The sequence below is a fragment of the Photobacterium gaetbulicola genome (assembly GCF_003025515.1).
Classification (GTDB): Bacteria; Pseudomonadota; Gammaproteobacteria; order Enterobacterales; family Vibrionaceae; genus Photobacterium; species Photobacterium gaetbulicola.
This window is the reverse complement of the sequence record NZ_PYME01000031.1, coordinates 17,296-38,769: the sequence shown is the minus strand read 5'-3', so window position 1 is coordinate 38,769 and position 21,474 is coordinate 17,296. Positions and strand designations below refer to the sequence as shown.

The following is a 21,474-nucleotide window of genomic DNA, read 5'->3' as shown; positions in this document are numbered from 1 at the left end:
TGATGAATGATGATTATTCAGTTTAAACATGAGTTCAAGTGCTTGTCACACATGAAAATGACAGTTTTGTTTTAGGAGAGGCAATGAAAAGGGTTTTTGCACTGATTTCGGTATTGGCTGTGGCGCTGATCGTATCGGCTTGTAGCAGTATGATCCAACAAGATGCGGATTTGGAAGCGGTGACGGGGACCTTGATGTACAAAGAGCGTATTGCCTTGCCGGATCATGCCCGTATCACTGTGACGTTGGCCGATGTGTCCAAAATGGATGTCGCTGCAGAAGTGCTCAGTAGCCAGGCTTTCTTGGCGGATGGTAACCAGGTACCTTTTGACTACCAATTAAATTTCTCCCGTCAGGAAATCAGGCCTAACCATACTTATGCGGTGAGTGCGCGTATCGAAGTGGACGGCAAGTTGTGGTTCATTACCGATACGGCTAATCATGTATTGACTGACCAAGCCGAGTCGACTCATAAAGATTTGGTCTTGGTGAAGGTCAACTAAAGACTTACCGAGATACGATATGATGCTGCCAGGATCGGCGGCATCAAAAGCCATCCCATCGATACTGGCTCAGTTTGAGCCGCCCGGCATCACTGACTTCCACCCCTTCATCAAGCAATTTGCGGCGTTGGCGCTGTAAATCGAGCCCTGTGAGCGAAATCTCTCCTTTTGCATTCACAACCCGGTGCCATGGCAGTGTTGACCCGTCCGGTAAGGTTGCCATAAGTCGCCCCACTTGGCGGGCATAGCCGGGAAAACCTGCAAATTTGGCTATATCGCCATAAGTTGCGACTTTTCCATGTGGAATTTGGTGAACTTGGGTGTAGATTTGAGACGCGAAATCATCCATATTTATACCTGTACCATACAAAAACCTGATGACCGAACATGGTATTACGGTTGTCAGAGAACGCAAGGAGGTGCTGCCATGTTGTATGCCGCGTTACTTGTTGTGGTCAGCATTGCGTTGACCATCGTCGGAGTCAGTGCATTGGGGCAAAGCCACGGAGAGCTGCCTGCGCTGGCCCTTGCTATTCCCGCACTCTGGTTGCTGCCGCAAGGCGGCGTGTCTGCCTGGCTGTTGCTTATAGGGCTGGGTACCTTCGGTTTTGTTCTCCCCGAGCAGCCAATCGCCCTTGCGGTGAGCGTCTTTATGATGCTGCCGGTGTTTGCGGTAAGTTTTTCCGCCAAGAGCTCCTGGCAATTGGCGGCGTTGCTAATATCTATCGTCCTTGCGATGGATGTGGGTTTAATGGCACTGCAAACCGAAGGTAAGCTTGAAGGAAGCCCGACCTATACCATTATTCAAATCCTTGCAGTTGGGGTGATCTGGATTGCGGCCCGCAGCTGGCGGCTGGTAGAAGGTAATACCTGGTGGCCGTTGTTCCTGGTGATCCCGCTTTGGGTTGGGGGGCTGGGCCATGCGGCGTTGGTTGCGCTGTGTGTGACCGGGCTGATTGCCTCGTTGCAGGGGATGGCGAAAAGCAAACTCAGCGAGTGGGTTCCGCGGATGATGTGGATACTCCCGGCCGTTGGCTTTGCCACCTTGGTGTTAGTACCATGGTTTGAGGTGCCAAACCCAATATTGGTGGCCTGGCTGCTGGTGCTGGGCGGGGCACTGCTCGGGGAATACCTGCTGGAAGACCCGGAAGAAGAGCTTTAGCAACGCTAACTGTGTGAAAAGGGGAGGGTTTGGGTAATAAATCGGCAGTCGGTCGGGAAACTTGGGTTGTGCTATTGCAATCGCTCCGGCCATAGCGGATAATCCATCCCGTTCTCGCAAAGAGACAAAGAATCTATGGAGGCCCTGCTGGTCCTCTCGCAACACTAACTCGTGAACCCGGTCAGGCCCGGAAGGGAGCAGCCGCAGCGAGCGACGTGTGTGCCGAGATGTGGCTGGTGGGGCTTCCACCCATCTGGCGTTTGGTAAATCAAATCAAACCCTTACCAATCTTTTCAAGCTTTACCCCATCTAGGTGATCCACTTTGTGTGTATGACACGAGGCTGGCATGACAAATCTATGGCTATCTCCGCTCGGTATTTGGTACTTCCGTAAGGTCTATATTTTGCCCTCTGGTAAGCGTAAAGACCTCAGGATATCCCTTTGCACAAGATCAACATGAAGCTGAGCGTGGGGTGTCGGCAATTACGCGGTATGAAAAGACATTTCCCAATGATGCGTTTATCTAGTGCGGATCAAACCGATAAATGATCCCGCTGTTACTGAGTGGCCAATTACCCTTCACAACGGCTTTTGAGCCTTCAAACGCCATGTAGCCTCGACGACCATAATGGGGCAGTGGACGGAACAAAGCTTCCAACGATGCTAGGGTGTCGGCAGAAATGATTACATATGGTTGCCCTTGTGGGGTACGTAGTGCCCAAACTTGTGCACTGCTCTTCACTGTTAACTCATCAGGGACTCCTGGGAGCTCATGAGTATGCAAGAAGGTATCTACTGAGGGGCTCAGGCCGATCAACAAAAATGGTTTCCCGGGTTCAAGAGTGTTATTGGGTTGTAGTGATGAATCCAACATCGCGTGAGCTAATTCCATGGCTTTTTGTTGAAATGCCTCATCCCCCAGAACCAATGTTTGAGTCTGGCCATGAAGTAGTGTATCTCGTAGGATCGGTGGTGCTTCGCCTGAGCCCAAGCGACGGAACAGGTGAAAATCGGGATCGGCTACCAACGCCATAGGCTCAGAAGAGAGCTGTATCTCTACTTTTGTGTCAGTTCCCTTAATCGGAATCAGGCGCTCAACCGGACCTTTAGCGGTCAGAATTGTTAATGGAACTTGCAGCTGATAGGAGGGCTCAGATTGCTTGATTTCGAAGGATAAGTGCCATTTGTTCTGTTCTTCACGCCTTTTTTCTACTTTTCCAAAAGAAATATCAAGCGCGCCAGTTCTGTCTAGCCATTGGGAGAAGAATACCGATAAGTCCTTGCCTGCTTCATCGCTGAAAGCATCTTCCAGCTCATCCCAGCCGGCGATTTGAAAACGCTGCTCACGCCAGAATCGACGAAGGGAGCTTTCAAATACATCCTCACCCAATTGCCTGCGAAGCATATGGAATAAAAAAGCGACCTTGTTGTAACCGATCACCTGGGACGCTTTATGCGTCTTGCTGGTAAAGGTACGTGAAGGGCGATCTCGCTCAGGCGGCAGTGCTGCGTAATCTTGTAACCACTCAAGACGTCGTACTAAAGCCATTGCACTGGATGTCTGCTCCAAAAATGAGTAATCCGCCAGATATGTGGTTAACCCCTCTGCCCAGTTACCATTGGCATAGTCGACATAGACGCCATTGCCCCACCAGTTATGGAGGAATTCGTGGCCTAAGGAGCTATATTTGATGAACGGTAACTTTAATACATGCTCGCCAATATAGGTGATACCGGGAAAGCCCAGCCCGACCGGTAACCGCGCAGCAATTATATAAAAGCTGTCAAAAGGGTATTGGCCAATGCGGGCTGAAAACTGATCAAGGTAGTCTTTGCTCAGGGCCAAATAGTCTGCTGAAAGGGGCTCCATTTCCTCGAAAAAGTAAGTGCGTAGACGGTAAGCACCATGATGATGTTCACGAACCTGGTAGGGGCCAGCAAAAAGAGGAATGCCCCAAGCTGGATCGTTAAATGTAAAGCGAGCTTGATAATAGCCCCCTTTATCATGATTCTCTGTTTCATGTACCAAAAGGCCTGGAACAACGGCCTTCTGTGGTGACGGAAGGCTCACCATAAGCTCATAGGTGAAGTGACCTGTTTCAAACTCTGGGTACCAGCCAGATCCAGCTGGTAAATAACTGGCTTCGGGAGCAATGATTGGCCCTGATAAATTGGAGGTGTGTGAAGATCTATCTGTTTGTTTTTTGGGTAAGAAAGAGCCTGAATAACTGATTTCCAGTTCATGTGGTCCAGGCTTTCCCAAATCTATGTACCATTGGCCATCCGTAGCTTGAATTGATACGGGGTTGCCATCGAGATGCACCTGATTGATCGTCAATTCATCAGCAAGCGTAAAACGCAAGGTATCGGCACCAGTGACTTCGATGCGATCTGTGGCTCTGAGATGGTTCTGGTTAGGAATAATTGTAACCTGAAGATTATGTCGCAGCGATGGGGGGGCAACCACCTCGGCTGCAATCGAAGAGTTCATCGCACCTGTGATGTCGAAGAAATAAACAAGGACAATTAGTTTCCATGCTCTCCACTCAATCACTGGCGTTTCTCCTCTTTCAATGAGTTCAGACAGATAAGTTTGACCAAAGCATAGGTTATAACTCCATGTTCACAAGTCAGCCGCTACAATCCCCGTTTTGTTAAATAGCCACTCTCGGTAGAATAAACCCATAGGATTATAGCAAGTGAGAGATTGGCAGTTTCACTGATAGTGCTCATCGTCTTCCTTAAATAAGCGGGTTTGACCTGAAGCTGCCAAATACATCTCACTTGCGGTGATCAATTTAGGTTGAGAGCAACTGTTGCCAGGTGGCTGGACCTACTACACCATCAACAGTAATACTTCTTTTTTCCTGAAAGGCCATGACCGCAGATTTTGTCTGCTGACCGAATATCCCATCCTCTGCTAACGCCGTTTGTAATGTTTGGTTTAGGCGCTGTTGCAGTACAAGTACTTCAGCGCCAAAAGAGGTGAGTTTAAGTGTTCCATGCAGTATTCGGGCTGGTGACTCTTTAAAGTGAGGGTTGGATGCGTATGTCATCTCACCAAAGTGGTCTAGGCCAAGTACTGTACGATAGTCAAATACCGGGCAAGCTTTGTTTGACACTTCGCAATGACCGCGGAAGATGATTTGGTTTTCATAGGCTTCGTTAATCTGCCTGCAGAGTGAAATTAAAGAATTAAACTGCTGCTCAGTAAATAGCTCTGGTTTTAGGCCATGAAGACAGATGGCTATTGACCCTTGATTGTAGCCGAGTTGTGCGGCCGGTATTTTTTCAATATCCCGGCCAGTTTCGATAAGTCCGTCCTTTCGAATAAAGTAATGGTATCCGACATCATGCCACTTCCTTGCAAGGTGCCATTTCCTCATGGTTTCGACATTATCATGTGCTGGACTGTCACTGGCACTGCAGTGTAGAAATACCACTTCGATACTACGCTTGGGTTTATAGAATTCCATAACGCCTCCAGTTCTATAGGTGGGGGAGCTTCATTAGCTTCATGCCTGCAACTTCGTCGAGAACACTATCGAATGGGAGGTTTTGCAGGTACTTAAAGGCTTTGACGGCATCGGCTGTGTTTTTCCCAAAATCGCCGTCAACCTTTAGGCTTAGGTTAAGTAGTTGGTTTAACTTTCTTTGTAATGCTTTGACCTTGGGCCCTTTATCTCCTAGACGCAGCTCACCCTGGTAAATGAAATGTAGTGTTTTTTCTACTTCTGATAGGTGTATTCGGGTAGCTAGTTTCACTTCAATTGTTGAGTGACTGGTATCTTTACCTTTGAAGGGCACGAGCAGAACGCCGGTGTTATCCTTCAACGTCGTGTTTAGGGTGACACCCACATCGACAGTGCCAGTGAAGTCAAGTTGGTTACGTACCTCGGCAATATTGGCAATAGTTGAAGTAAAAAGCTTACCTACCGATATTGCCGGTAGCTGGGTTTTGTCAGTCATCCTTCCTCCTCGTGGGTTATATCCATATCTGTATTGATAATCCCTTTGAGGTTGAGACTTATTCCTCCGCTATTGGAGATCCTAAGTTTATCCCCGTCTTGGTCGCATTTCAGGCTGATATCAAAGTCAATATCTCCAAGTATTAACGCCCGGGCTTGGGTGGGGGGAACCTTGCTCGACATGGAATTGACCCGGCTGATTGATTTTTGCAGGGCAATAAGAACTTGCTCGAGAGTCTTATCCGGCATTGGGCCACATTCGTTTTCACGGTTTGTATTCATAAAGGCACATCCTTATTTCTCCAACCAGGGTTGATGCTCGACGTAGTGAAACTATGCTCAATCAGTGCTGCTTTCGACGGCAGGAAGCGAGACGCTACCAAGCATAGTGACGGCTGTATTGATCGTCGTGCTATCTACCAGTTCTGGAGCACCCAAAATACTGAGGTAGTCTTTGAGAGCAATTTCCTTGTCGTTGGTGAGGTTGTATATCGCCTGGGCCTGAAGGACACTTTCTGAGGCGATTTCTCGGGCAAAGCCAAATGTGCCGCTGGCTTGGATCATTCCGATGCCTAATCCCAATGAGACGCCTGTTTCGGTTCGCTCCAGCGAGGCGATACGCATGGATATTGAGAGGGATAACTGGGCAGACATCTTCCACGTTGGGGCAAGTTTGAGGTGCTCTTCGATGATGTTTTTTTTGACATTATCGGGTTGATCTTGAATGAGCTTGCAGAGATCGCTGAGCCACTTCATCCAAATATGACGCTGGGCAGTTGAGGCTTGAACCACAGCGTCCGCAGGGGCGGTGAGAAGTGTTGTAATGACACTGGAGAGGTTTTCACTAGCCATGATCTTTCCTTATCAAGTGAGTGGATAATAAGGGCAAGACCATACAGCCAACATACTGCCGAAGATGGCAATAAGGGCTTGTCCATGTTTTGTGTAAGGGTATATGCAATAAATTGAATTGCAGGATTTTAGATTTACAACTTTCCTTTCTGGCTTTTGCGATCAATGTCTCGTGATTTGTAAGCGGCGGGACAAAGGGCTGACTGTGCCGTCAAGATAAAGGCTGCTCTTAGGAGCAGCCTTGTTGTTGTGGTTTACTATCAAGTACTAGCGAAGGTTGGTGTGCTATTAGCAACTGGCGATAGCTTGCCAAGGACCGCCTAGATCTGGTTGGTTACCTGATGTCCACCACTTTGCTTCATACACGGTACCGTTGTAAGTGACTTGATCTCCGGCCACATAGACGGCGTTGCTATCCCAGGCGACAGGGCAGCTAGCACCCGCTTCGAAAGACACGGTCAGGTTATGCGAGCTATTGACCGAGGTAAATGTGTAGGAGCTGGCTGCGGGATAACTCACGCCATCGACCACAATGTCTTTTACTTTGTAGCCGTTGTCAGGGATAAAGTTAACGGTGAAATCTGTTCCGCCTTTTGCTTGCAGCAGACCATCAGTGCCGGGGACCGGGGAAATGGTGCCGCCTGTGCCGTTAACGGCAACGTGGATATCAAACATCACTGGGATATCGATAGTGACTTCGCTGTAGCTGCCGGAGAAACCGGAAAAGTTAGCGGCAGACAGCAGGGTCACATCGGTATTGTGCAGCACAATCTTCTTCTTGTCCCCCTGGGCTGTAGGCTCTAGCAGGGTGATGACGACATTTGCCCCTTCCTGGGTTAGCTTGAGGGCTGAGAAAGGAGTCGGCTGGTTGCTGGGTAGCGTAAGCACGGTTTTGTTCACATCAAAGCTGGCCACATCGAGAGTCATATTCCACCCCCAATTGAGGTGGCTTAGCGGGACGATGAAGCCGAGTCGGTCGTACCCTCCGGTTACGTTTATAAACATGTCGGGGGTCAAGTCGGCTAAGGTTAAGCCGATGAGCTCATAGGAGGCATAGATGCCGCCATCTTCAGCCTGTGGTCCGATGATAATGGAATTGGCGGTCTCGTAGGCTTTGAGGTGCTTGAAGCCTATGCCCGCACTGCCTTCGATCTTATCGACTGCAGGGTTAAAATTATCAACAACCTGCTTACCGATGTTCCAGGCTAGGGTGTAGATATTGGAGACCTGAATAACGCTCTCTGGGCTGGCGAGAATATCACTGGCCGCAATCCCGTTAAGGATGACGGACTGGCCGGCAAATTGTAGCTCACTGGAGCCATTTCGATCTGACACTGTCAGGGTGGCGAGTGGATCGGCCGTTTGCCAGCCCCGAAGAATGATGAGGTCTTTGTTCAGCACAAAGTCGGTGACTGTCGTAGTCGTACCACTCTGCTCATGAAGCAATAGCTGGTTTTTGCCGCCTCCGAGAATAACGGTGTCGTTCCCCCAGCCTGCGGTCAGGACTTCATCATAGACTGAGCCGTGGCTGACACTGTCTCCCGGGACATCGAATAAGGTATCAAAGCCGCCGAATTTATGAACGTATTTGGTGATGCAGGTACCTAGTTCGTCACAGGTAATTTGGTCTTTGGTTAACAGGGCCCCGGTCCCCCAAGCTCCGCGAAGGTGAGCGGCGGCCAGAATGCCTGACATGGTCGCCTGTACTTGAATGGGTTGCCCATTATCATCTTTATCCGGCCAGCTTTTCGCTAGCGCCTGCTCCCAGGTCATATTGGCATCGGCAAGGAGCTTGGACATGATTTTATAGTTAAAGTGCATCGCATCCCGGATCACCAACTCCTGTTTTTCAGGTATGACCAAGTCATTGAAACTATTGATGCCATTTTTACCGACAAAGGTACCCTGCCAGAGGTTTGTGTCAGTGACATAGACTTGGTTGCCTCCAGAGCCCGGAATTTCGGCCAGGGCTTCAGTTTTACAGCCAATCCAGGTTGAATCGGGCACAAACATATAGAAACTGTCATACTCTTTGCCGTCGATATTGACGGTATTAGGGCTGTAGTAGCCGGCATCAATCAATACCGCTTCGCCAAGTTGATACCCGACAAATCCCCATGCATTCAATGAATTGAACTGCATTTGACGGAACATTTCTGGATCGTGCGGGGTGTTAGGGTTGTAGATGCCGTCAATTCCTAACTTCTGGAAAAACTGATTAATTGTCGTGGGCTCGGATACCATGACGCCGGTTGAGCAGTCTCGGACAAGTCGCCCCGGTTTGGTGACTTTGGCATAGGTATACACCGGGTTATCTAAGTTTTCGGCGTAGAATGTGCTCAGGTTCGGGTTGATACCTGATTCAAAGTCACGCAGCGCGTCTAGGAAGTCTTGCATGCCTCCTTGGCTGGCGAATGCTGTGGGGGAGATCGCCAGTGCAACAGCAATGGAAACTATTTTGTTAGGTGTCATTGCGTTTTCCTTAGTTGGTTTTGATACGTTATTGGATTAATGATTAAAGTGGCATTTATTAGAAGGAGTGCGGCTCCTTTTCGAGTTTGAGCGGTGCCAGTAGCGAGCATCCCGACTCGGGGGGATTCGCGCCGAAAAATGCAGCGGCACTGGCGCCGATGTCCGCGAGGGTGTTTCGGTATCCCACTTGAACTCCGGTGATCCCTGGGCTGTATACCATCAAGGGGACTTGTTCTCGGGTATGTTTGGTATGGCCGATGAAGGGGTCATTGCCGTGATCGGCCATGACAATCAGAACGTCACTGGCGACGAGGGTATCTACCACTGCGGCTAAGCCGCGATCGGCTTTTTCCAATACCTGCCAATAGCGCTTGGGATCCTGCTGGTGTCCGGATAAATCCGTTTCTTGGATATTGGCGCAGAAGAAGCCTTGGTGGTTGTCGAGATCTTTAAGTAGCAGAGTAAATATCTCATCGGTATCGACCACCGAGGTGTACGAGGTCCCTGAATCGTTCTGGACAATATCGGCCACTTTGCCATACAGGTAGGTATGTATCCCGATTTGGTGGAGCTGGTGGGGAACTTGGACCTGGGCATCGACGCCATAGCCCAAATGCACCACTTGAAAACCTTCGTCATAGGCACCGGAGTCGGGGGCATTGACGCCGATATAGGCAGGCTTGCCCTGTTGATCTTTTTTGATCTCAATCGCGTGGAAGATGCGCTCCATCGATGGGATAAAACCGCCAAAAGCAATATTGCGGCTGACGGCATTTGCCCCGCGAACAACTTGTCCGATCTTCTTTACTTCTTCGAAGCTGATGTGGTTGAAATTTGCGGTCAGGTTGTATACTTGGCCGAGATCGGCTTCTAAGTTGTCGCCGATCACCACAGCGCCCTTTACCACCAGTAACTGCAGGGAATCCCGGCTGATACGCTCTGTTGGGTAACCTTGTTGGTTTAGCGCCTGTTCAATGCTATCGATAGAGGCTTGGAAGGGCTTGATCATTGGTGGTTTGGGCTGCGTTCCCATGATTTCTTGGTGGCCCATAAAAGTGTCGCACCCGTCATGGGCTAGCTTAGCCGTTCCCCAGTTGGCATGAGGCGAGGGCTGCATCACCGAACGTGTCAAGCCGGTAGTATTGATGAGCCCGAGCTTTTCTAGCGTAGGTAGTCTTTTTAACGGGAAGTGATCCAGCAGCTTGGTGGCGGTATTGGCACCGCAGTCTTGCGGCCGCGATTCTGCGACATCGGGCATTTCCCCAATCCCAAAACCATCGAGTACTACGACAATAAATCTAGCCATGGTGTACCTCGTTGCCCTGTGCGTCATATAGCCCGAGCAATGTGGGGGAATGGCTTGAGATCCCCGAGACCAGCGCGACATCACTTCGGGTCACAAAAATCTGGGTTCGAAATGCCATGACCACCGGAGTGCCTACTGGACAGGGATGTTCGAGTTGCAGGTGGTAATCGATACTGGCTTGATCATCATTGCGCACACTGACGATAGAGTCTTGGGTTAATCCGTGAGCGGAGCGCTGCCTGATCAGCGCGTGATTCATGTGGCCTCGACGATAATAGCCGCCGCCAAAGCAGTAGCTGTTGCCTCCGAACTGATGGGAGACTTCTGTGATATAGGCCATGGCGACTTTTTCAGGCTGGCTGCCATCATGGTTGGCCGGCATCGTGCCTGTTAATGCGTGACCGGGCTCGCCATGTGTACCACCGTACTGCCGAATTAGCGCTAGTGTCTGCGAGCTGGTAGCCGAAGGCATGTTGAGCTGAGTGTTTTCGTAGCCGAGTTTGTGCATCTGCGCTTTAGCATCTAGTAAGCTCTCGAGATTTCGCGTCGGCTCTGTATTTTGGGACTCGGGGTTATAGAGAAAGCAAGGGAAATGGGTGAGTCCGCTTATTTGCAGGTTGGGCAGGGCTGATATCTCATCGCAGACGCTTTGAAGAGACTCGATCGGAAAGCCCGCCTCTTGATTGATATAGAAGGTGTCGGCCGTGTGGAAGAATTTCAGGAGGACGCCCTGGATCCGGTTGCTCTTTACGGCAGCAGCGGATATTTCCCTTGCTTTTTCAATAGAGTAAACCGTGATCACGTCAGGCTGAATAACAGAGAGAATATAAGGAATGTACTGGCTGGGCGGTTGAACCAAATGACCTAGGTGGCTTATCTTAATGCCCGCCTGGTGGAGTTGGCGGGCCTCCTTGTAGTCAACACAGACCATCCCGTCATAGCCGAGCTCATTGACCAGAATTCTAGCCAGCAGGGGATTGCGGCCAAGTTGCTTGGTCATCCCGTAGAGCCTGATTCCGTACTCATCGGCTTTTTCCTTGATGATACGCGCATTCTCTATAAATTGGTCGACATCAATAACATAGGTATCGGGAAGGATGGTACCGTTTTGCAATAGGTCAATAGCACTATCAATAAGCGCTGGGTTTTGTTTTTGTAATGCTCTTAGAAACATGTAAACCCCTTTTTGAGGATGAACAGAGCCAGTCCACGGCTGATGCATGTGGACAAGGACTGGTTTTCATCAGGTTGGAACTGGCTCTTTTCGCTATTCGCTAGACAGAAAACAGACCGAACATATAAAGCACGTTGAGTACGACACCGGTCAAAATGGCGGCAACGGCTGGGGCCGCTATTTTCAAGATAGGCCGTCCCATGACCTCATTGAGGAAGAACAGCATGGTGAAGATGGTCAGCCCGGTCGTTGCCCCCATCTTCATGACGGCCAGTACCCCGCCGATCAGCAGTGAAAATTCCATCAAGGTGTTCATGGAGTTTCGGATGTTGTCCGAGGCATTGCGGATGGAAGGAAATTGCTCGAGAAAGTGGCCGATTTTGCGCAACAGGAAGACTTCGACACAGATGGTGAGGCCGCCGAGAACCGCTGCAACAGGGATATTAGGCGAGAGGTAACCCACGACAAATACGAAGGTCATTCCGACCACGCCGTATACCCCAGTGGCCAGTGCCGTAGTGGCGATTAGCGGTACAAAGCCCAGGCCCCGCATAAACTCGGACAAGGCCACTTGCTGCATTGCGGCTTCTTTCTCTATTGGATCAGTCAGTTTATAGGCATCTGCCAGTGCATAGATGGACACTTCAGATCCCGCGAAGATACCCGCGTTGGCGACAATGGCGATCAGCGAGCCGGTTGCCGCGAGCAGCGGTAAGTGTTTCATTATCCGCTTGGTGCGTTCGTCAAACAGGCTATGCATGCCCGACATATCGGGTGGTGTGATTCCGTTTCGCTTGTCATTGATATCTTTGTGAACGGCCGTACCGACCAGCATCAGCATACCGACAAAAATCTGGATGGACTCCGGGTAGATGGCGGTAAATTGGATGGTGAGCAGGCGCGAGAGCAGAACGACGGCGGCTGCGATAGCACCGGCTTTCCAGCCAAACTGATAGAAAATGGCGAGTAGAGGGAATAGCGCAAAAGCGGTCATGACCGGGGTGCCGAGCTCGCCCAGCGCGCCAAGGGCATCTATGGGGAGGCCTGTTAGTACCGCATTGACACCGCTCAGGGAGGTGACAACCAAGATCCCCCATAATCCACCAGCAAGTGCTGCCAACCAGTGGCTGGCGATCATCACACCGAGGATATCGGTGGGCAGGAAAAGTAACCAAGGGTTGAGCAGGCCTGTCGACAGGGTAAATGAAATACCGACAGAGGCGACAAAGCCAATTGATAGGCCGAAGGCGACCGAGCCGGCGTCGCGGCGGGTCATATGGCCTTCTACCAACTGCGGCAGGATTGGGCGGATCCCGTCATGGAACACAGAGGCGCTGAGGTTGGCAATAAATGCCGTCATGGCGCAGAGTAGGGCAACCAGCCCGATGTTCATCATATCCATATCGGCTTACCTGCTTGCGAGTGTATTGATTAACATGGGGACAGCATGTTCGACATGCTCTACCGAGAGGCCGAAGGCCACTTTGCCTTCGCTGACGAATTGATCGATTTCGTTTTGTTTGGCTCGAATCGCGGGCTTGGCAATGGTGCAGCTTTGGGCAAAGCCAATGATCGCAATGGCGATTGACAGCGCGGCGCCAGCACCGGTATTGCAACAGCCAATGTAATAGTCGAGCTCCCCGCTTTTGACTTTCATCGCGGCTTCCATATCGTTGAGGATGTGGCACTCAAACAGGCCCGGTGACGTTTGTTCAATTTGCTCTTTAATTTGCTCACGTTGTAAGCCGGCAATTCCGATTTTTTTCATAATCAATCCTTGTTATTTTTCTGCTTGTTATTGGAAAACCTTGTAGGGGGTGTGTTTCAACATCATGTCGATTTCGGCCTGGCTGATGCCGCTCGCCAGTAACTGGGGAACGAACTTGTCCATCAGATAGCAAAAGCCGAGGCCGCCGTTTTGTTTAAGGTGTGAACGTCGAGTGATATCCATCGATAGCATGACTTGGTCCAGCCTACCGCGTTCCGATAAGGCTTTGAGCATGTCAATGCGACGGCTATCCGGGTAGTAGCTGTTCTTGCCGATGGTGTCGAACTGGATGTGGCAGCCTTGATCGAGCAGCCATAAGATATCGTCTAGATTGTCTTTAAGATCGCAATGGCCAACAGTAACCCTTTCCATATCAACCCCGAACCTTTGGAGCAATTCGATCTGTTGCTTGCCCATGGTACTCATTGATTGATGGGTCGATATTGGACGGCCTGTTTCATAGTGGGCCATTGCTGCGGCCTCAAAGACTTTTTGTTCAGCATCCGTAAAAGCATTCTCGCTACTGCCGACCTCGCCAATCACACTGGCTTTCAGCGAACTGCCTTCGATACCAACGACAATTTCACGGATCATTTCCTGACTAATGTCTCTTGCTGTTTTGGTATACAGTGCAGGAGGAAAAAATCCCTCTATGTAATATCCGGTGGCAAGAAGGATATTTATTCCAGTATCGGAGATTAAACTTTCAATAAATTGAGGATTTCTTCCCATAAAGGAATTTGTGACTTCGATAATGTTAAAAACGCCACGTTCGACGAGAGCATCCATTTCCGCTTTGATCAGCGCATATTGATCCAACCGGCAGTCGATATCGCCTTTTTGTGCGGACAAATCAATATGTAAATGCTCATGGCAATAGGTATAGCCATCCGCGTCGATCAACATGCTTCCTCCTTAGTCGGACAAGCTTGACAGAGGGAAAATAGGTTGCTGATAAAAAAAGAGTTTTCGGCTACGGGGACGTCGAATAACCCAACCTTGTCGGTGATGGCCTGATTGAGCTTCAGGACGAATTCATAGGTGTTATCCTTCATGATTTCGTCGAGGATGTCCTGATCCAACCCTTCAGCCACCGGGATACCATTTTTGATCCGGTCGTAGGCCCTGGCAAAGTGGGTCATTGCCATCTGGAATTGATCGTTATCCTGAGAGATAGCGAGTTGCTGGATAATTAGGCCGATAGCGGTTTCCGTTGCTTGGCTGGCCTCATGGCTAATCACCTTGGTTTGTTGTAGCAGAGTGAGACGTTCCTTCATTGTTCGCTCCTGATCTGAAATTAATAACTTGGGGTGATCTCGCCCCTAACGACTTGTTGTTGATGCGCTAGCAAAACGGGAATGTTAATGAGCTTTCTGATCAGCGTTGTAATGTGGGGGTTTTCACCGCTAACAAGCATGACCGCTTCGGAGGCCAATTGGCATTGTTCGATATGATCCAGCGGTCGCTCTGCCAATCCATATTTTGCCATGTCGATAGCTTCGGGTAGCCATACTACGGCATCGATCTCACCGCTAAGCAGTAATTTCATACTGTCTGCATAGTTGATTTCCACTATCGTAACAGGTTTGCCCTCGAAGGCGGACTGGGTCAGCAACTTCTGATCCGGTGAATCAGGATCAACCCCGACATACTTGATCTGCTCATATTCCCCTTGCCGGAAGATAAGGCGGTGGGGGTGGGAATAGGAATGCGGGCCCAAATCAATGGCGGTAACGACTCCCCCGGAATAGGCCTGTGCCGCGAGCTTGGACATAATAGCGATATCATGGGTACCTTCCAGCAAGCATTCAGCCCTGACACCGGCACCACGCATGTGGGCAAAATATAATGGAAGATCGCCGATCTGTTGCTTTAACCCGCTGGCCAGCCCTTCATAGTGCTTGGTATAGGGAAGCGGCATAGCGCAGACAATATGAGAAAACCCGGTCAGCTTGGCGAGGGCGCGGTAGTCAAGTTTGGAGATAAAGGTGCCATTGCGCCCTTGCTTGGATAACCTCACCGCATCTTGTTGCTCGATTGTAGTCAGTGCTTTTTGGACAAAGCCAACAGATACCCCAATATCTTCAGATAAGGCGTCAATGGTCCGCAGTCGGTCATTGACTGCCGTTGACATTAAGTAGCGGGCAATGTTGATAATGGCTGCCCCTTCCTTGCTGATGTATTGCGTCTTCATATCTTGCTGTACTTATCTTCAATATTTTGAAGTTTTAAGATAGCAAGTACTTAGCGTTGCATATAGTAAGGAAGAGTGAAACTGAGATCTGTATCAATAATTATTTGCTCCAAGGTGCCACAACCTGGTACTTGCCAGATCAACCCTAAACGAGGGCACGAGTTGGTGGTGGTAAGTGTGATATCGACCAGGGCGAAGCCAAAAACCGTGACAGGTTATGCGTTGTGGCACGGGATTTTCGCTGGTATATTTTCCAAAGCTTGAAGTCGATCACCCTATTTGCAACAAATATTGATAAAACGCATGGTTCTTCGTGGCCGGAGTGCATAATGTCACTGTTGTTCTGTTCCAGAGAAATGAAAGGTTACCAATATGTCTGATGTACCAGTGTCTGTTACAACCGCCGCCGAAGTGATCCAGCCGGTTGCTGAATCTTCGGGTTCGATTTGGGGTTATGTAGCTGGTGGTGTTGCCTTGCTGATTGTTGCTGGTTTTGCTGGCTTTAAGTTTATCAACAAGCCTGCGTTTATTATTAATCGGGTTCGCAAACGTAACCTGAAAGAGATTAAGAAGTTAGGCGTTGAAAATTCTGACTTCGTGATGGATTTAGATAAGTTGCTAGATTCGGTTGAGAACCATGCAACCAAAAATGGCATGAAGGGAACTGATGTGGTGAATATCATCAGCCCGATGAATGATACGGCCCGTATCAAGACTGCTGGCGATATGTACCAGTCAATGATTTACATTGCCAACTCAATCAATGATACCTCGTTGGCCCGTGAGTTTAAAACTAAGTCGAAGCAAGTGAAGGCGAACTCGCCACTGATGGCTGGCCTGTTCAAGCGCGCGGGTATCTAATCGCTTCGGCCTGATACCGTTCTGCTACTAAAAGCCGGTTGGTATCCATCCTGACATCAGGGTGGCTATCAGCCGGTTTTTTTTATTTCGTCAAATCGTTGGAAGCGGTTATTTAATCCTGTTTGTGATCTAAATCTTCTTTTGATGAAAATGCCTGTTTTTCTTGTCCTAAAAATAAACCCTGCATCACAAATGGATTGGTCGAGCTGCTACCATATGCCGCAAACCATAATGATTACAGGGAACGACGATGAGAGAGGTTGAATTTCGTACCATTGACAGGCTATTTGTCAAAATGTCGGTCAATGATAAGTTCTGGGTGTTCTTTGCCCTGATTGCCACGGTCGTAACGGCGATCGCCGGTCTGCAATACCGCCAAACGGTTACCCAGCTGGAGCAACAGCGGCTGAGGGTGGCGGAGGCGCGATTAACGGCCATGGTCGAGGCTGTGCAGGCCTCTGGCTTGGACAGTGATAGCCAGCGTAGCGTGCTGCAGCAGCAAGGGGTCAACTTTACCAATCACTCCCGCGCAGCGGCCAGTAGCCAGGTTATGGTGGTGACACCGCTGGGTAGCGCAAGTTTGTCGCAGGAGCCGTCGGCCTTGTTGCAGGCAGACAAAGACCAGGCGCTACAGCGCTTCTTCTTTTCTCTAGCCACACTTCTTCCTGTCGGATTGCTGTGTTACTGGTTGGCTACTTTCCTTGGCGGAGCCCTGTGGGTGATGCATCAGGCGACCAAGCGGATTGCTGATGGTGATTTGACCTCAAGGTTGGGTTTCCATGTCGGCAGGGATGAATTCGGTATTATTGGCTTTGAGCTAGACCGTACCATGGATACTTTGGGCGAGCTGGTCAATACCGTTAAGCAAAGCACGCAGAGCTTGCAGGTTGCGGCTGGTAACTTCAGCGATGTTGCCCAGGGGGCTGGCCAGCAGGTGAACCAGCAGTATGCTTCGCTGGATTCGGTGGCGACGGCGATGGAGGAGATGACGGCATCGGCGAACGATATTGCCGGTTTGGCACAGCAAACCTCAGAGCAGTCGGATGCTGACATGCAAAGCATTGAGCAGGGGAACCGTAACGTTCAGCAGGCCATTGTTAAAGTGACGCAGCTGTCAGAGCAAACCGATGAAGCTTCGCGTGCTGTTGGCAGCCTCAACGAGAAGGCAGAAGAGATCAATGCGGTGATCACGACTATCAATGCGATCTCCGAGCAAACCAACCTTCTGGCCTTGAATGCGGCGATTGAGGCAGCCCGTGCGGGTGAGCAAGGGCGCGGTTTTGCCGTGGTGGCTGATGAGGTGAGGACGCTGGCGGGTCGTACTCAGCAGGCGACGGTCGAGATCCAGGCCATGATCGACAAGCTGCAGCTTGAAACAAGCAGCATTTCGAACATTACTGCCGTTACCTTGGAGCAGTCCCACCAGAGCCGCGAGATGATCACTGAAATCGGCCGTGATGTGAATAACATTGCGGAGTCGGCGCGCCAGGTGATGGATATGAGCACCCAGATTGCCACGGCTGCCCACCAGCAGACGACAGTGGCCAATGATATTGCCTCAGAGCTGCATGATATCCGCTCCCAGTCGGAGCTGATCCGGACCATGAGCGAACAGTCGATTGACAACAGCACCCGCTTGGGGGATACCTCCCGCCAGCTGGGGGAAATTCTGCAGAAGTATCGCACCAACAGTTAAGGTTGCAGAGCGGCACTACACCCATGAGCCAGTTACGCGTGTAACTGGCTTTTTTATATGGATTTGTGAATTCAGTACGGGTAACCGGTTTTTTTCGTAACCAGAATGGAGCCTTATCACGGCACGGTTTCATCTTGCTTGCTAGTCTGAGTATATATAGCCAGTTTTTTCTGGCTCGAGTGTAGAGGGGGAGCGCGTATGAATACTCAACTAACCGTAACACTGGCGGGACAAGATCATCCTCAACTTATCAATAAATTGGCAGCCAAGACGCATGAGCTTGGCGGAAAGTGGCTGATCAGTAAAATTAACAGGCTGGATAACCAGGTTGTCGGGATCTTGAAAATAGATATTCCTGCCCAGGCAGTGAGCCAGCTCAAGGAGCTTTTCCAGTCCCAGCAAGAATTGGATGTCCGGGTCATTGAAGCCAGACATGTCGGTGACATCAAAACCGACCACCTGACTTTGAAGGTTGAGTCGAGTGACCGCCCGGGTATCGTCAATGATATTACCCGTATCCTAGACAACATCGGGATCGGCATCGTGAAAATCGAAAACCACCGTATCGGCGTCCCCGATCTCGGACAGGCGTTATTTTTTGCCGAGCTGCAGGTCGATGTGCCGACCGAGGTGGATACCGAGCAGTTGCTTGAGGCGTTGCAGCAAGTCGATGAGGGTTTGCGGGTGAAAGTACTAGAAACCGTATAACGTTAGGCGCGACTTGCGGCGCCGCACCATAACATTTGATGAGAGATCTGTTGGGGCCGGATGCAAAGCGCATCTGGCCCCTTCTTATTATGCCTAACTGCCAGCTAGTGGTCATCGGCTCCCGTTAATAGCGCCTGCTGCCATCGGGGTGGGTACGCAAGATTTTGAGGATCCACATATATTGCTCCGGCTGCTGGCAGATCATGGCCTCCAGTACTTGGTTCATCCGCGCGGCATCTCGGTGTTCATTGCCTGACGGAAAGTCGGTCAATGGCGGCTGGATGGTGATGGTAAATCGGCCGGTGGTTAAATCATAGGCCGGAAAAACCGGCAGTACCGCGGCATTGGATAGTTTGGCCAGTTTGCCGACGCCCTTCACTGTGGCTTTTTCGTGGCCGAAGAAGGGGGCAAACACACTTTGCTGGAGCGGATGCTCTTCATCCGGCAGGTAATAGGCCAAGTAGCCTTCTTTTATCGCGCGCAGGTAAGGTTTGATCCCCTGGCTACGTTGATAAATTCGCCCACCGAACTGCTTGCGCTGTATGTTCATCAGCCAGTTAATGATGGGGTTGGTTTGTGGCTTGATCATCGCCACCATCGGCATGTCGTTGGCTGCAAAGTAGAGGGCAGAAAAGTCGATGGCCCAGTTGTGGGGCACCAGCATAATGATGTTCTTGTCTTCGGCCTGCAGGGCTTCCAAGTGTTCAAGTCCTCGGACATCATGGCTGTTTAGCATATAACGGCGGCCCTTGATGATAGGCTGGGCGAAGCCAAGCAAAATACAGCCAGCGACGGTGAAGGTGTCTTCCAGCAGCGCCAATCGCTGTTTGTCGTCGTAATCGGGAAAGCACAGCTCGATGTTTTTCAGTGCTCGGCGCTTTGCTCCTCTTTTTTTCTTTAAAATCAGCTTGGCCGCGAAACGGGAAATGGTTTTTCGTGCCCCATGGGGCAAAAGGGCAAGCAATAGTATAACTGGCATTGCTGTCCACAGTAGCCAGTGGCGTGGGTGTAAAAAAGAAAACTGAAAAGCCGGGTTGTACTGGCCGTAGGTGGTATCGTTCATGTCCGTATCCATTCAGGCCAAACTCAGTTGGCCGGGGCTGTTAGCAGCCGAGTATCGAAAGTGTGTCTAGAAGCAGACAACTGTTATTCAGGAATGGTTCAGGATTGTAAGCGGGTGGTGTGAAGTTACCAACAAATTATCGATGAATTAATAATTATGGATGTTTATTCGGTCACTTAATAAGAGTGTCAGTGCATATGCGGGGGAGGGATATACAGGTGCTGGTGTGCACCTGGATATGGAGGGGGAGAGACGCGTGGTCAGAATTCTTGGTTTATTTGGGTCAGGCTGGCGAGTAGTTGCTGGCACTCTTCTGCGCTGAGCTTGGCGGTGATGTCCTGCGTCAGGCTGAGGTGAAGCTGATCATGTTCGCGGTACAATGCTTCGCCTTCAGCGGTGAGCTCAACCAGGATCGACCGGCGATCAGATTCATGCGGACGGCGTACCAGCAGACCCAGTTTGACCATTTTGTCGACCTGAACAGTCAGGGTGCCGGTGGTGACGCCAATTTTATCTGCCAGCTCCTTCATCCGCATTGCACCATGGGCACCGAGAATTTCAACAACGTGGATCTGTGGCAGGGAGAAGCCCTTGCCACGGACGACAGATTGCTCCCAAGAAGAGAGCTTTTCGTAAAATTCGATAATGGCATGGTTCAACTGTTCAATGTCTTTCATTCTTGTCTCGTTGTCAGGGTGCCGGCTGGCACGGGTTGACCTCTATCGTGAGATGGCTAAGTTTATCGAATTCTGCCAGCAATTGCTTGTATTCCATAGCGGATCTGGGGTGGTGGGTAACCAGCGATATCATGGCCGCATAATGGTCGGCACTGACTTTCCAGATGTGGATATCACTAACTTTGCTATCCGCTTCATTCTCAAGGGCCGCGATAATTTTTTGCTGGTAGTTAGGGTCAATATTGCCGTCGAGCAGGATCGGGCTGGTTTGCTTCATCAACCCCCATGCCCAGCGGGTAATAATGACCGCACCGACCATCCCCATAACGGCATCCAGCCAGTCGTAGCCGAGGTATTTACCAAACAGTAGGGCCACAATAGCCAACAGCGAGGTGAGGGCGTCAGCCAAGACATGGAAATAGGCGGCACGCAGATTATGGTCGTGGTTATGGCTGTGGTCGTGCGTGTGGCCGTGGTGGTGCCCATGATCATCGTGGCTGTGGCCGTGCAGCAGGAAGACACTGATGATGTTGACCACCAAACCAATCAGGGCCACCAGAATAGCTTCATTGAACTGAATGGGCTGCGGGGAGAACAGGCGCTGAAATGACTCAACCAGCATCAGCAAAGCGACCAGGCCAAGAGCGATGGCGCTGGTGAAGCCGCCGAGCACGCTGACTTTGCCGGTACCGAATGAGAAGGCCGGGTTGCTGGCATGCTTGCGGGCATAGCGGTAGGCAAACAGGGTGATCAGGAAAGCCGCCGCATGGGTACCCATGTGCCAACCATCCGCCAGCAGCGCCATCGAGCCAAAAAGTGTGCCTGCGGTGATTTCTGCCACCATGGTAACCATGGTCAGCCCGAGTACCCAGAGTGTCCGCCTTTCGCCCTGATGGTTGAGTGAGACAAAGTCATGGCTGTGTTGCCATTGCTGCAAATTCTCGCTGTGCATGAGTATTTTCCTGATTGGTGTAAGCTATTTTGTTTGAAGTTTATATATTTTGTTTGAAGTTTATATATTTTGATTGTCAATGTATTTTGTGATCATATAGTTTGAAAGTCAAAGTAT

Annotated in this window: 22 protein-coding genes and 1 other RNA gene; 6 read left to right on the top strand and 17 right to left on the bottom strand. The window is 50.3% G+C overall.

Annotated elements, in window-relative coordinates:
• Positions 1-83: 83 nt before the first annotated feature.
• Complete coding sequence (locus C9J03_RS21775; protein WP_039462067.1) at positions 84-503, top strand: YbaY family lipoprotein; 420 nt, start codon at positions 84-86, stop codon at positions 501-503.
• Positions 504-546: 43 nt separating this feature from the next.
• Here C9J03_RS21775 and C9J03_RS21770 read toward each other — a convergent pair whose 3' ends face one another.
• Entirely contained in the window at positions 547-852 is a 306-nt protein-coding gene (locus tag C9J03_RS21770; RefSeq protein ID WP_044622736.1) for an MGMT family protein, read from the bottom strand.
• Between the two features lie 78 nt (positions 853-930).
• Here C9J03_RS21770 and C9J03_RS21765 point away from each other — a divergent pair, with 78 nt between their 5' ends.
• Positions 931-1,665 (top strand): VP0952 family biofilm-associated protein, encoded by a 735-nt coding sequence (locus tag C9J03_RS21765; protein ID WP_044622737.1) that lies wholly within the window; start codon positions 931-933, stop codon positions 1,663-1,665.
• Between the two features lie 145 nt (positions 1,666-1,810).
• Positions 1,811-1,907: signal recognition particle sRNA small type (gene ffs / locus C9J03_RS21760), an RNA gene on the top strand.
• Between the two features lie 282 nt (positions 1,908-2,189).
• Here ffs and C9J03_RS21755 read toward each other — a convergent pair.
• The 13 genes from C9J03_RS21755 to yhfZ all read right to left on the bottom strand — a co-directional run bounded on the left by C9J03_RS21755 (position 2,190) and on the right by yhfZ (position 15,400).
• A complete protein-coding gene (locus C9J03_RS21755) occupies positions 2,190-4,220 on the bottom strand; it encodes a M1 family metallopeptidase (RefSeq protein WP_052829726.1) in 2,031 nt (676 codons plus the stop codon).
• 244 nt (positions 4,221-4,464) lie between these two features.
• Positions 4,465-5,142, bottom strand: a complete 678-nt coding sequence (locus C9J03_RS21750) for a peptidoglycan recognition protein family protein (RefSeq protein WP_044622738.1) — start codon at positions 5,140-5,142, stop codon at positions 4,465-4,467.
• Positions 5,143-5,155: 13 nt separating this feature from the next.
• Positions 5,156-5,635, bottom strand: a complete 480-nt coding sequence (locus tag C9J03_RS21745) for a peptidoglycan-binding domain-containing protein (RefSeq protein WP_044622739.1) — start codon at positions 5,633-5,635, stop codon at positions 5,156-5,158.
• Positions 5,632-5,916, bottom strand: a complete 285-nt coding sequence (locus C9J03_RS21740) for a hypothetical protein (RefSeq protein WP_044622740.1) — start codon at positions 5,914-5,916, stop codon at positions 5,632-5,634. The genes C9J03_RS21745 and C9J03_RS21740 overlap by 4 nt, the downstream gene beginning before the upstream one ends.
• Positions 5,917-5,973: 57 nt before the next feature.
• A complete protein-coding gene (locus C9J03_RS21735; RefSeq protein ID WP_039467218.1) occupies positions 5,974-6,486 on the bottom strand; it encodes a hypothetical protein in 513 nt (170 codons plus the stop codon).
• 288 nt (positions 6,487-6,774) lie between these two features.
• Entirely contained in the window at positions 6,775-8,958 is a 2,184-nt protein-coding gene (locus C9J03_RS21730) for a carbohydrate-binding protein (protein WP_044622741.1), read from the bottom strand.
• 58 nt (positions 8,959-9,016) lie between these two features.
• The gene (locus C9J03_RS21725; protein WP_044622742.1) at positions 9,017-10,264 is read right to left on the bottom strand and encodes a phosphopentomutase; all 1,248 of its coding nucleotides are present in this window, start codon (positions 10,262-10,264) and stop codon (positions 9,017-9,019) included.
• The gene (locus C9J03_RS21720) at positions 10,257-11,438 is read right to left on the bottom strand and encodes a YhfX family PLP-dependent enzyme (RefSeq protein WP_044622743.1); all 1,182 of its coding nucleotides are present in this window, start codon (positions 11,436-11,438) and stop codon (positions 10,257-10,259) included. The genes C9J03_RS21725 and C9J03_RS21720 overlap by 8 nt, the downstream gene beginning before the upstream one ends.
• A 100-nt stretch (positions 11,439-11,538) precedes the next feature.
• Positions 11,539-12,840: a YhfT family protein gene (locus C9J03_RS21715; protein WP_044622744.1), complete on the bottom strand. Its 1,302-nt coding sequence runs from the start codon at positions 12,838-12,840 to the stop codon at positions 11,539-11,541.
• Positions 12,841-12,846: 6 nt separating this feature from the next.
• Positions 12,847-13,206 carry a DUF2620 domain-containing protein gene (locus tag C9J03_RS21710; protein ID WP_044622745.1) on the bottom strand — a complete coding sequence of 120 codons (360 nt, stop codon included), beginning with the start codon at positions 13,204-13,206 and terminating at the stop codon, positions 12,847-12,849.
• A gap of 27 nt (positions 13,207-13,233) precedes the next feature.
• Positions 13,234-14,109 carry a phosphotriesterase family protein gene (locus C9J03_RS21705; RefSeq protein WP_044624402.1) on the bottom strand — a complete coding sequence of 292 codons (876 nt, stop codon included), beginning with the start codon at positions 14,107-14,109 and terminating at the stop codon, positions 13,234-13,236.
• On the bottom strand, positions 14,106-14,483 hold the full coding sequence (locus C9J03_RS21700) for a PRD domain-containing protein (RefSeq protein WP_044622746.1): 378 nt from the start codon (positions 14,481-14,483) through the stop codon (positions 14,106-14,108). Before C9J03_RS21700 ends, C9J03_RS21705 begins: the two co-directional genes overlap by 4 nt.
• A gap of 20 nt (positions 14,484-14,503) precedes the next feature.
• The gene (yhfZ, locus tag C9J03_RS21695) at positions 14,504-15,400 is read right to left on the bottom strand and encodes a GntR family transcriptional regulator YhfZ (protein ID WP_044622747.1); all 897 of its coding nucleotides are present in this window, start codon (positions 15,398-15,400) and stop codon (positions 14,504-14,506) included.
• Positions 15,401-15,772: 372 nt separating this feature from the next.
• Here yhfZ and C9J03_RS21690 point away from each other — a divergent pair, with 372 nt between their 5' ends.
• The 3 genes from C9J03_RS21690 to C9J03_RS21680 all read left to right on the top strand — a co-directional run bounded on the left by C9J03_RS21690 (position 15,773) and on the right by C9J03_RS21680 (position 18,665).
• Entirely contained in the window at positions 15,773-16,261 is a 489-nt protein-coding gene (locus C9J03_RS21690) for a hypothetical protein (RefSeq protein ID WP_039467234.1), read from the top strand.
• A gap of 250 nt (positions 16,262-16,511) precedes the next feature.
• A complete protein-coding gene (locus C9J03_RS21685) occupies positions 16,512-17,957 on the top strand; it encodes a methyl-accepting chemotaxis protein (protein WP_044622748.1) in 1,446 nt (481 codons plus the stop codon).
• 198 nt (positions 17,958-18,155) lie between these two features.
• Positions 18,156-18,665, top strand: coding sequence for a glycine cleavage system transcriptional repressor (locus C9J03_RS21680; protein ID WP_039467239.1), 510 nt, complete (start codon positions 18,156-18,158; stop codon positions 18,663-18,665).
• Between the two features lie 124 nt (positions 18,666-18,789).
• Here C9J03_RS21680 and lpxM read toward each other — a convergent pair whose 3' ends face one another.
• From lpxM to dmeF, 3 genes are all read right to left on the bottom strand, one after another.
• Positions 18,790-19,728 carry a lauroyl-Kdo(2)-lipid IV(A) myristoyltransferase gene (gene lpxM / locus C9J03_RS21675; protein ID WP_052829727.1) on the bottom strand — a complete coding sequence of 313 codons (939 nt, stop codon included), beginning with the start codon at positions 19,726-19,728 and terminating at the stop codon, positions 18,790-18,792.
• Positions 19,729-19,988: 260 nt separating this feature from the next.
• Entirely contained in the window at positions 19,989-20,405 is a 417-nt protein-coding gene (locus tag C9J03_RS21670) for a MarR family winged helix-turn-helix transcriptional regulator (protein WP_039467243.1), read from the bottom strand.
• Between the two features lie 13 nt (positions 20,406-20,418).
• On the bottom strand, positions 20,419-21,357 hold the full coding sequence (dmeF, locus tag C9J03_RS21665) for a CDF family Co(II)/Ni(II) efflux transporter DmeF (RefSeq protein WP_044622750.1): 939 nt from the start codon (positions 21,355-21,357) through the stop codon (positions 20,419-20,421).
• Positions 21,358-21,474: the final 117 nt, after the last annotated feature.

Coding starts and splice junctions, on each gene's coding strand:
- C9J03_RS21775 (WP_039462067.1), top strand. CDS start 84: ATGAAAAGGGTTTTTGCACTGATTTCGGTATTGGCTGTGGCGCTGATC.
- C9J03_RS21720 (WP_044622743.1), bottom strand. CDS start 11,438: ATGTTTCTAAGAGCATTACAAAAACAAAACCCAGCGCTTATTGATAGT.
- C9J03_RS21735 (WP_039467218.1), bottom strand. CDS start 6,486: ATGGCTAGTGAAAACCTCTCCAGTGTCATTACAACACTTCTCACCGCC.
- C9J03_RS21710 (WP_044622745.1), bottom strand. CDS start 13,206: ATGAAAAAAATCGGAATTGCCGGCTTACAACGTGAGCAAATTAAAGAG.
- C9J03_RS21685 (WP_044622748.1), top strand. CDS start 16,512: ATGAGAGAGGTTGAATTTCGTACCATTGACAGGCTATTTGTCAAAATG.
- yhfZ (WP_044622747.1), bottom strand. CDS start 15,400: ATGAAGACGCAATACATCAGCAAGGAAGGGGCAGCCATTATCAACATT.
- C9J03_RS21770 (WP_044622736.1), bottom strand. CDS start 852: ATGGATGATTTCGCGTCTCAAATCTACACCCAAGTTCACCAAATTCCA.
- C9J03_RS21750 (WP_044622738.1), bottom strand. CDS start 5,142: ATGGAATTCTATAAACCCAAGCGTAGTATCGAAGTGGTATTTCTACAC.
- C9J03_RS21725 (WP_044622742.1), bottom strand. CDS start 10,264: ATGGCTAGATTTATTGTCGTAGTACTCGATGGTTTTGGGATTGGGGAA.
- C9J03_RS21680 (WP_039467239.1), top strand. CDS start 18,156: ATGAATACTCAACTAACCGTAACACTGGCGGGACAAGATCATCCTCAA.
- dmeF (WP_044622750.1), bottom strand. CDS start 21,357: ATGCACAGCGAGAATTTGCAGCAATGGCAACACAGCCATGACTTTGTC.
- lpxM (WP_052829727.1), bottom strand. CDS start 19,728: ATGAACGATACCACCTACGGCCAGTACAACCCGGCTTTTCAGTTTTCT.
- C9J03_RS21730 (WP_044622741.1), bottom strand. CDS start 8,958: ATGACACCTAACAAAATAGTTTCCATTGCTGTTGCACTGGCGATCTCC.
- C9J03_RS21740 (WP_044622740.1), bottom strand. CDS start 5,916: ATGAATACAAACCGTGAAAACGAATGTGGCCCAATGCCGGATAAGACT.
- C9J03_RS21715 (WP_044622744.1), bottom strand. CDS start 12,840: ATGGATATGATGAACATCGGGCTGGTTGCCCTACTCTGCGCCATGACG.
- C9J03_RS21700 (WP_044622746.1), bottom strand. CDS start 14,483: ATGAAGGAACGTCTCACTCTGCTACAACAAACCAAGGTGATTAGCCAT.
- C9J03_RS21765 (WP_044622737.1), top strand. CDS start 931: ATGTTGTATGCCGCGTTACTTGTTGTGGTCAGCATTGCGTTGACCATC.
- C9J03_RS21670 (WP_039467243.1), bottom strand. CDS start 20,405: ATGAAAGACATTGAACAGTTGAACCATGCCATTATCGAATTTTACGAA.
- C9J03_RS21690 (WP_039467234.1), top strand. CDS start 15,773: ATGTCTGATGTACCAGTGTCTGTTACAACCGCCGCCGAAGTGATCCAG.
- C9J03_RS21745 (WP_044622739.1), bottom strand. CDS start 5,635: ATGACTGACAAAACCCAGCTACCGGCAATATCGGTAGGTAAGCTTTTT.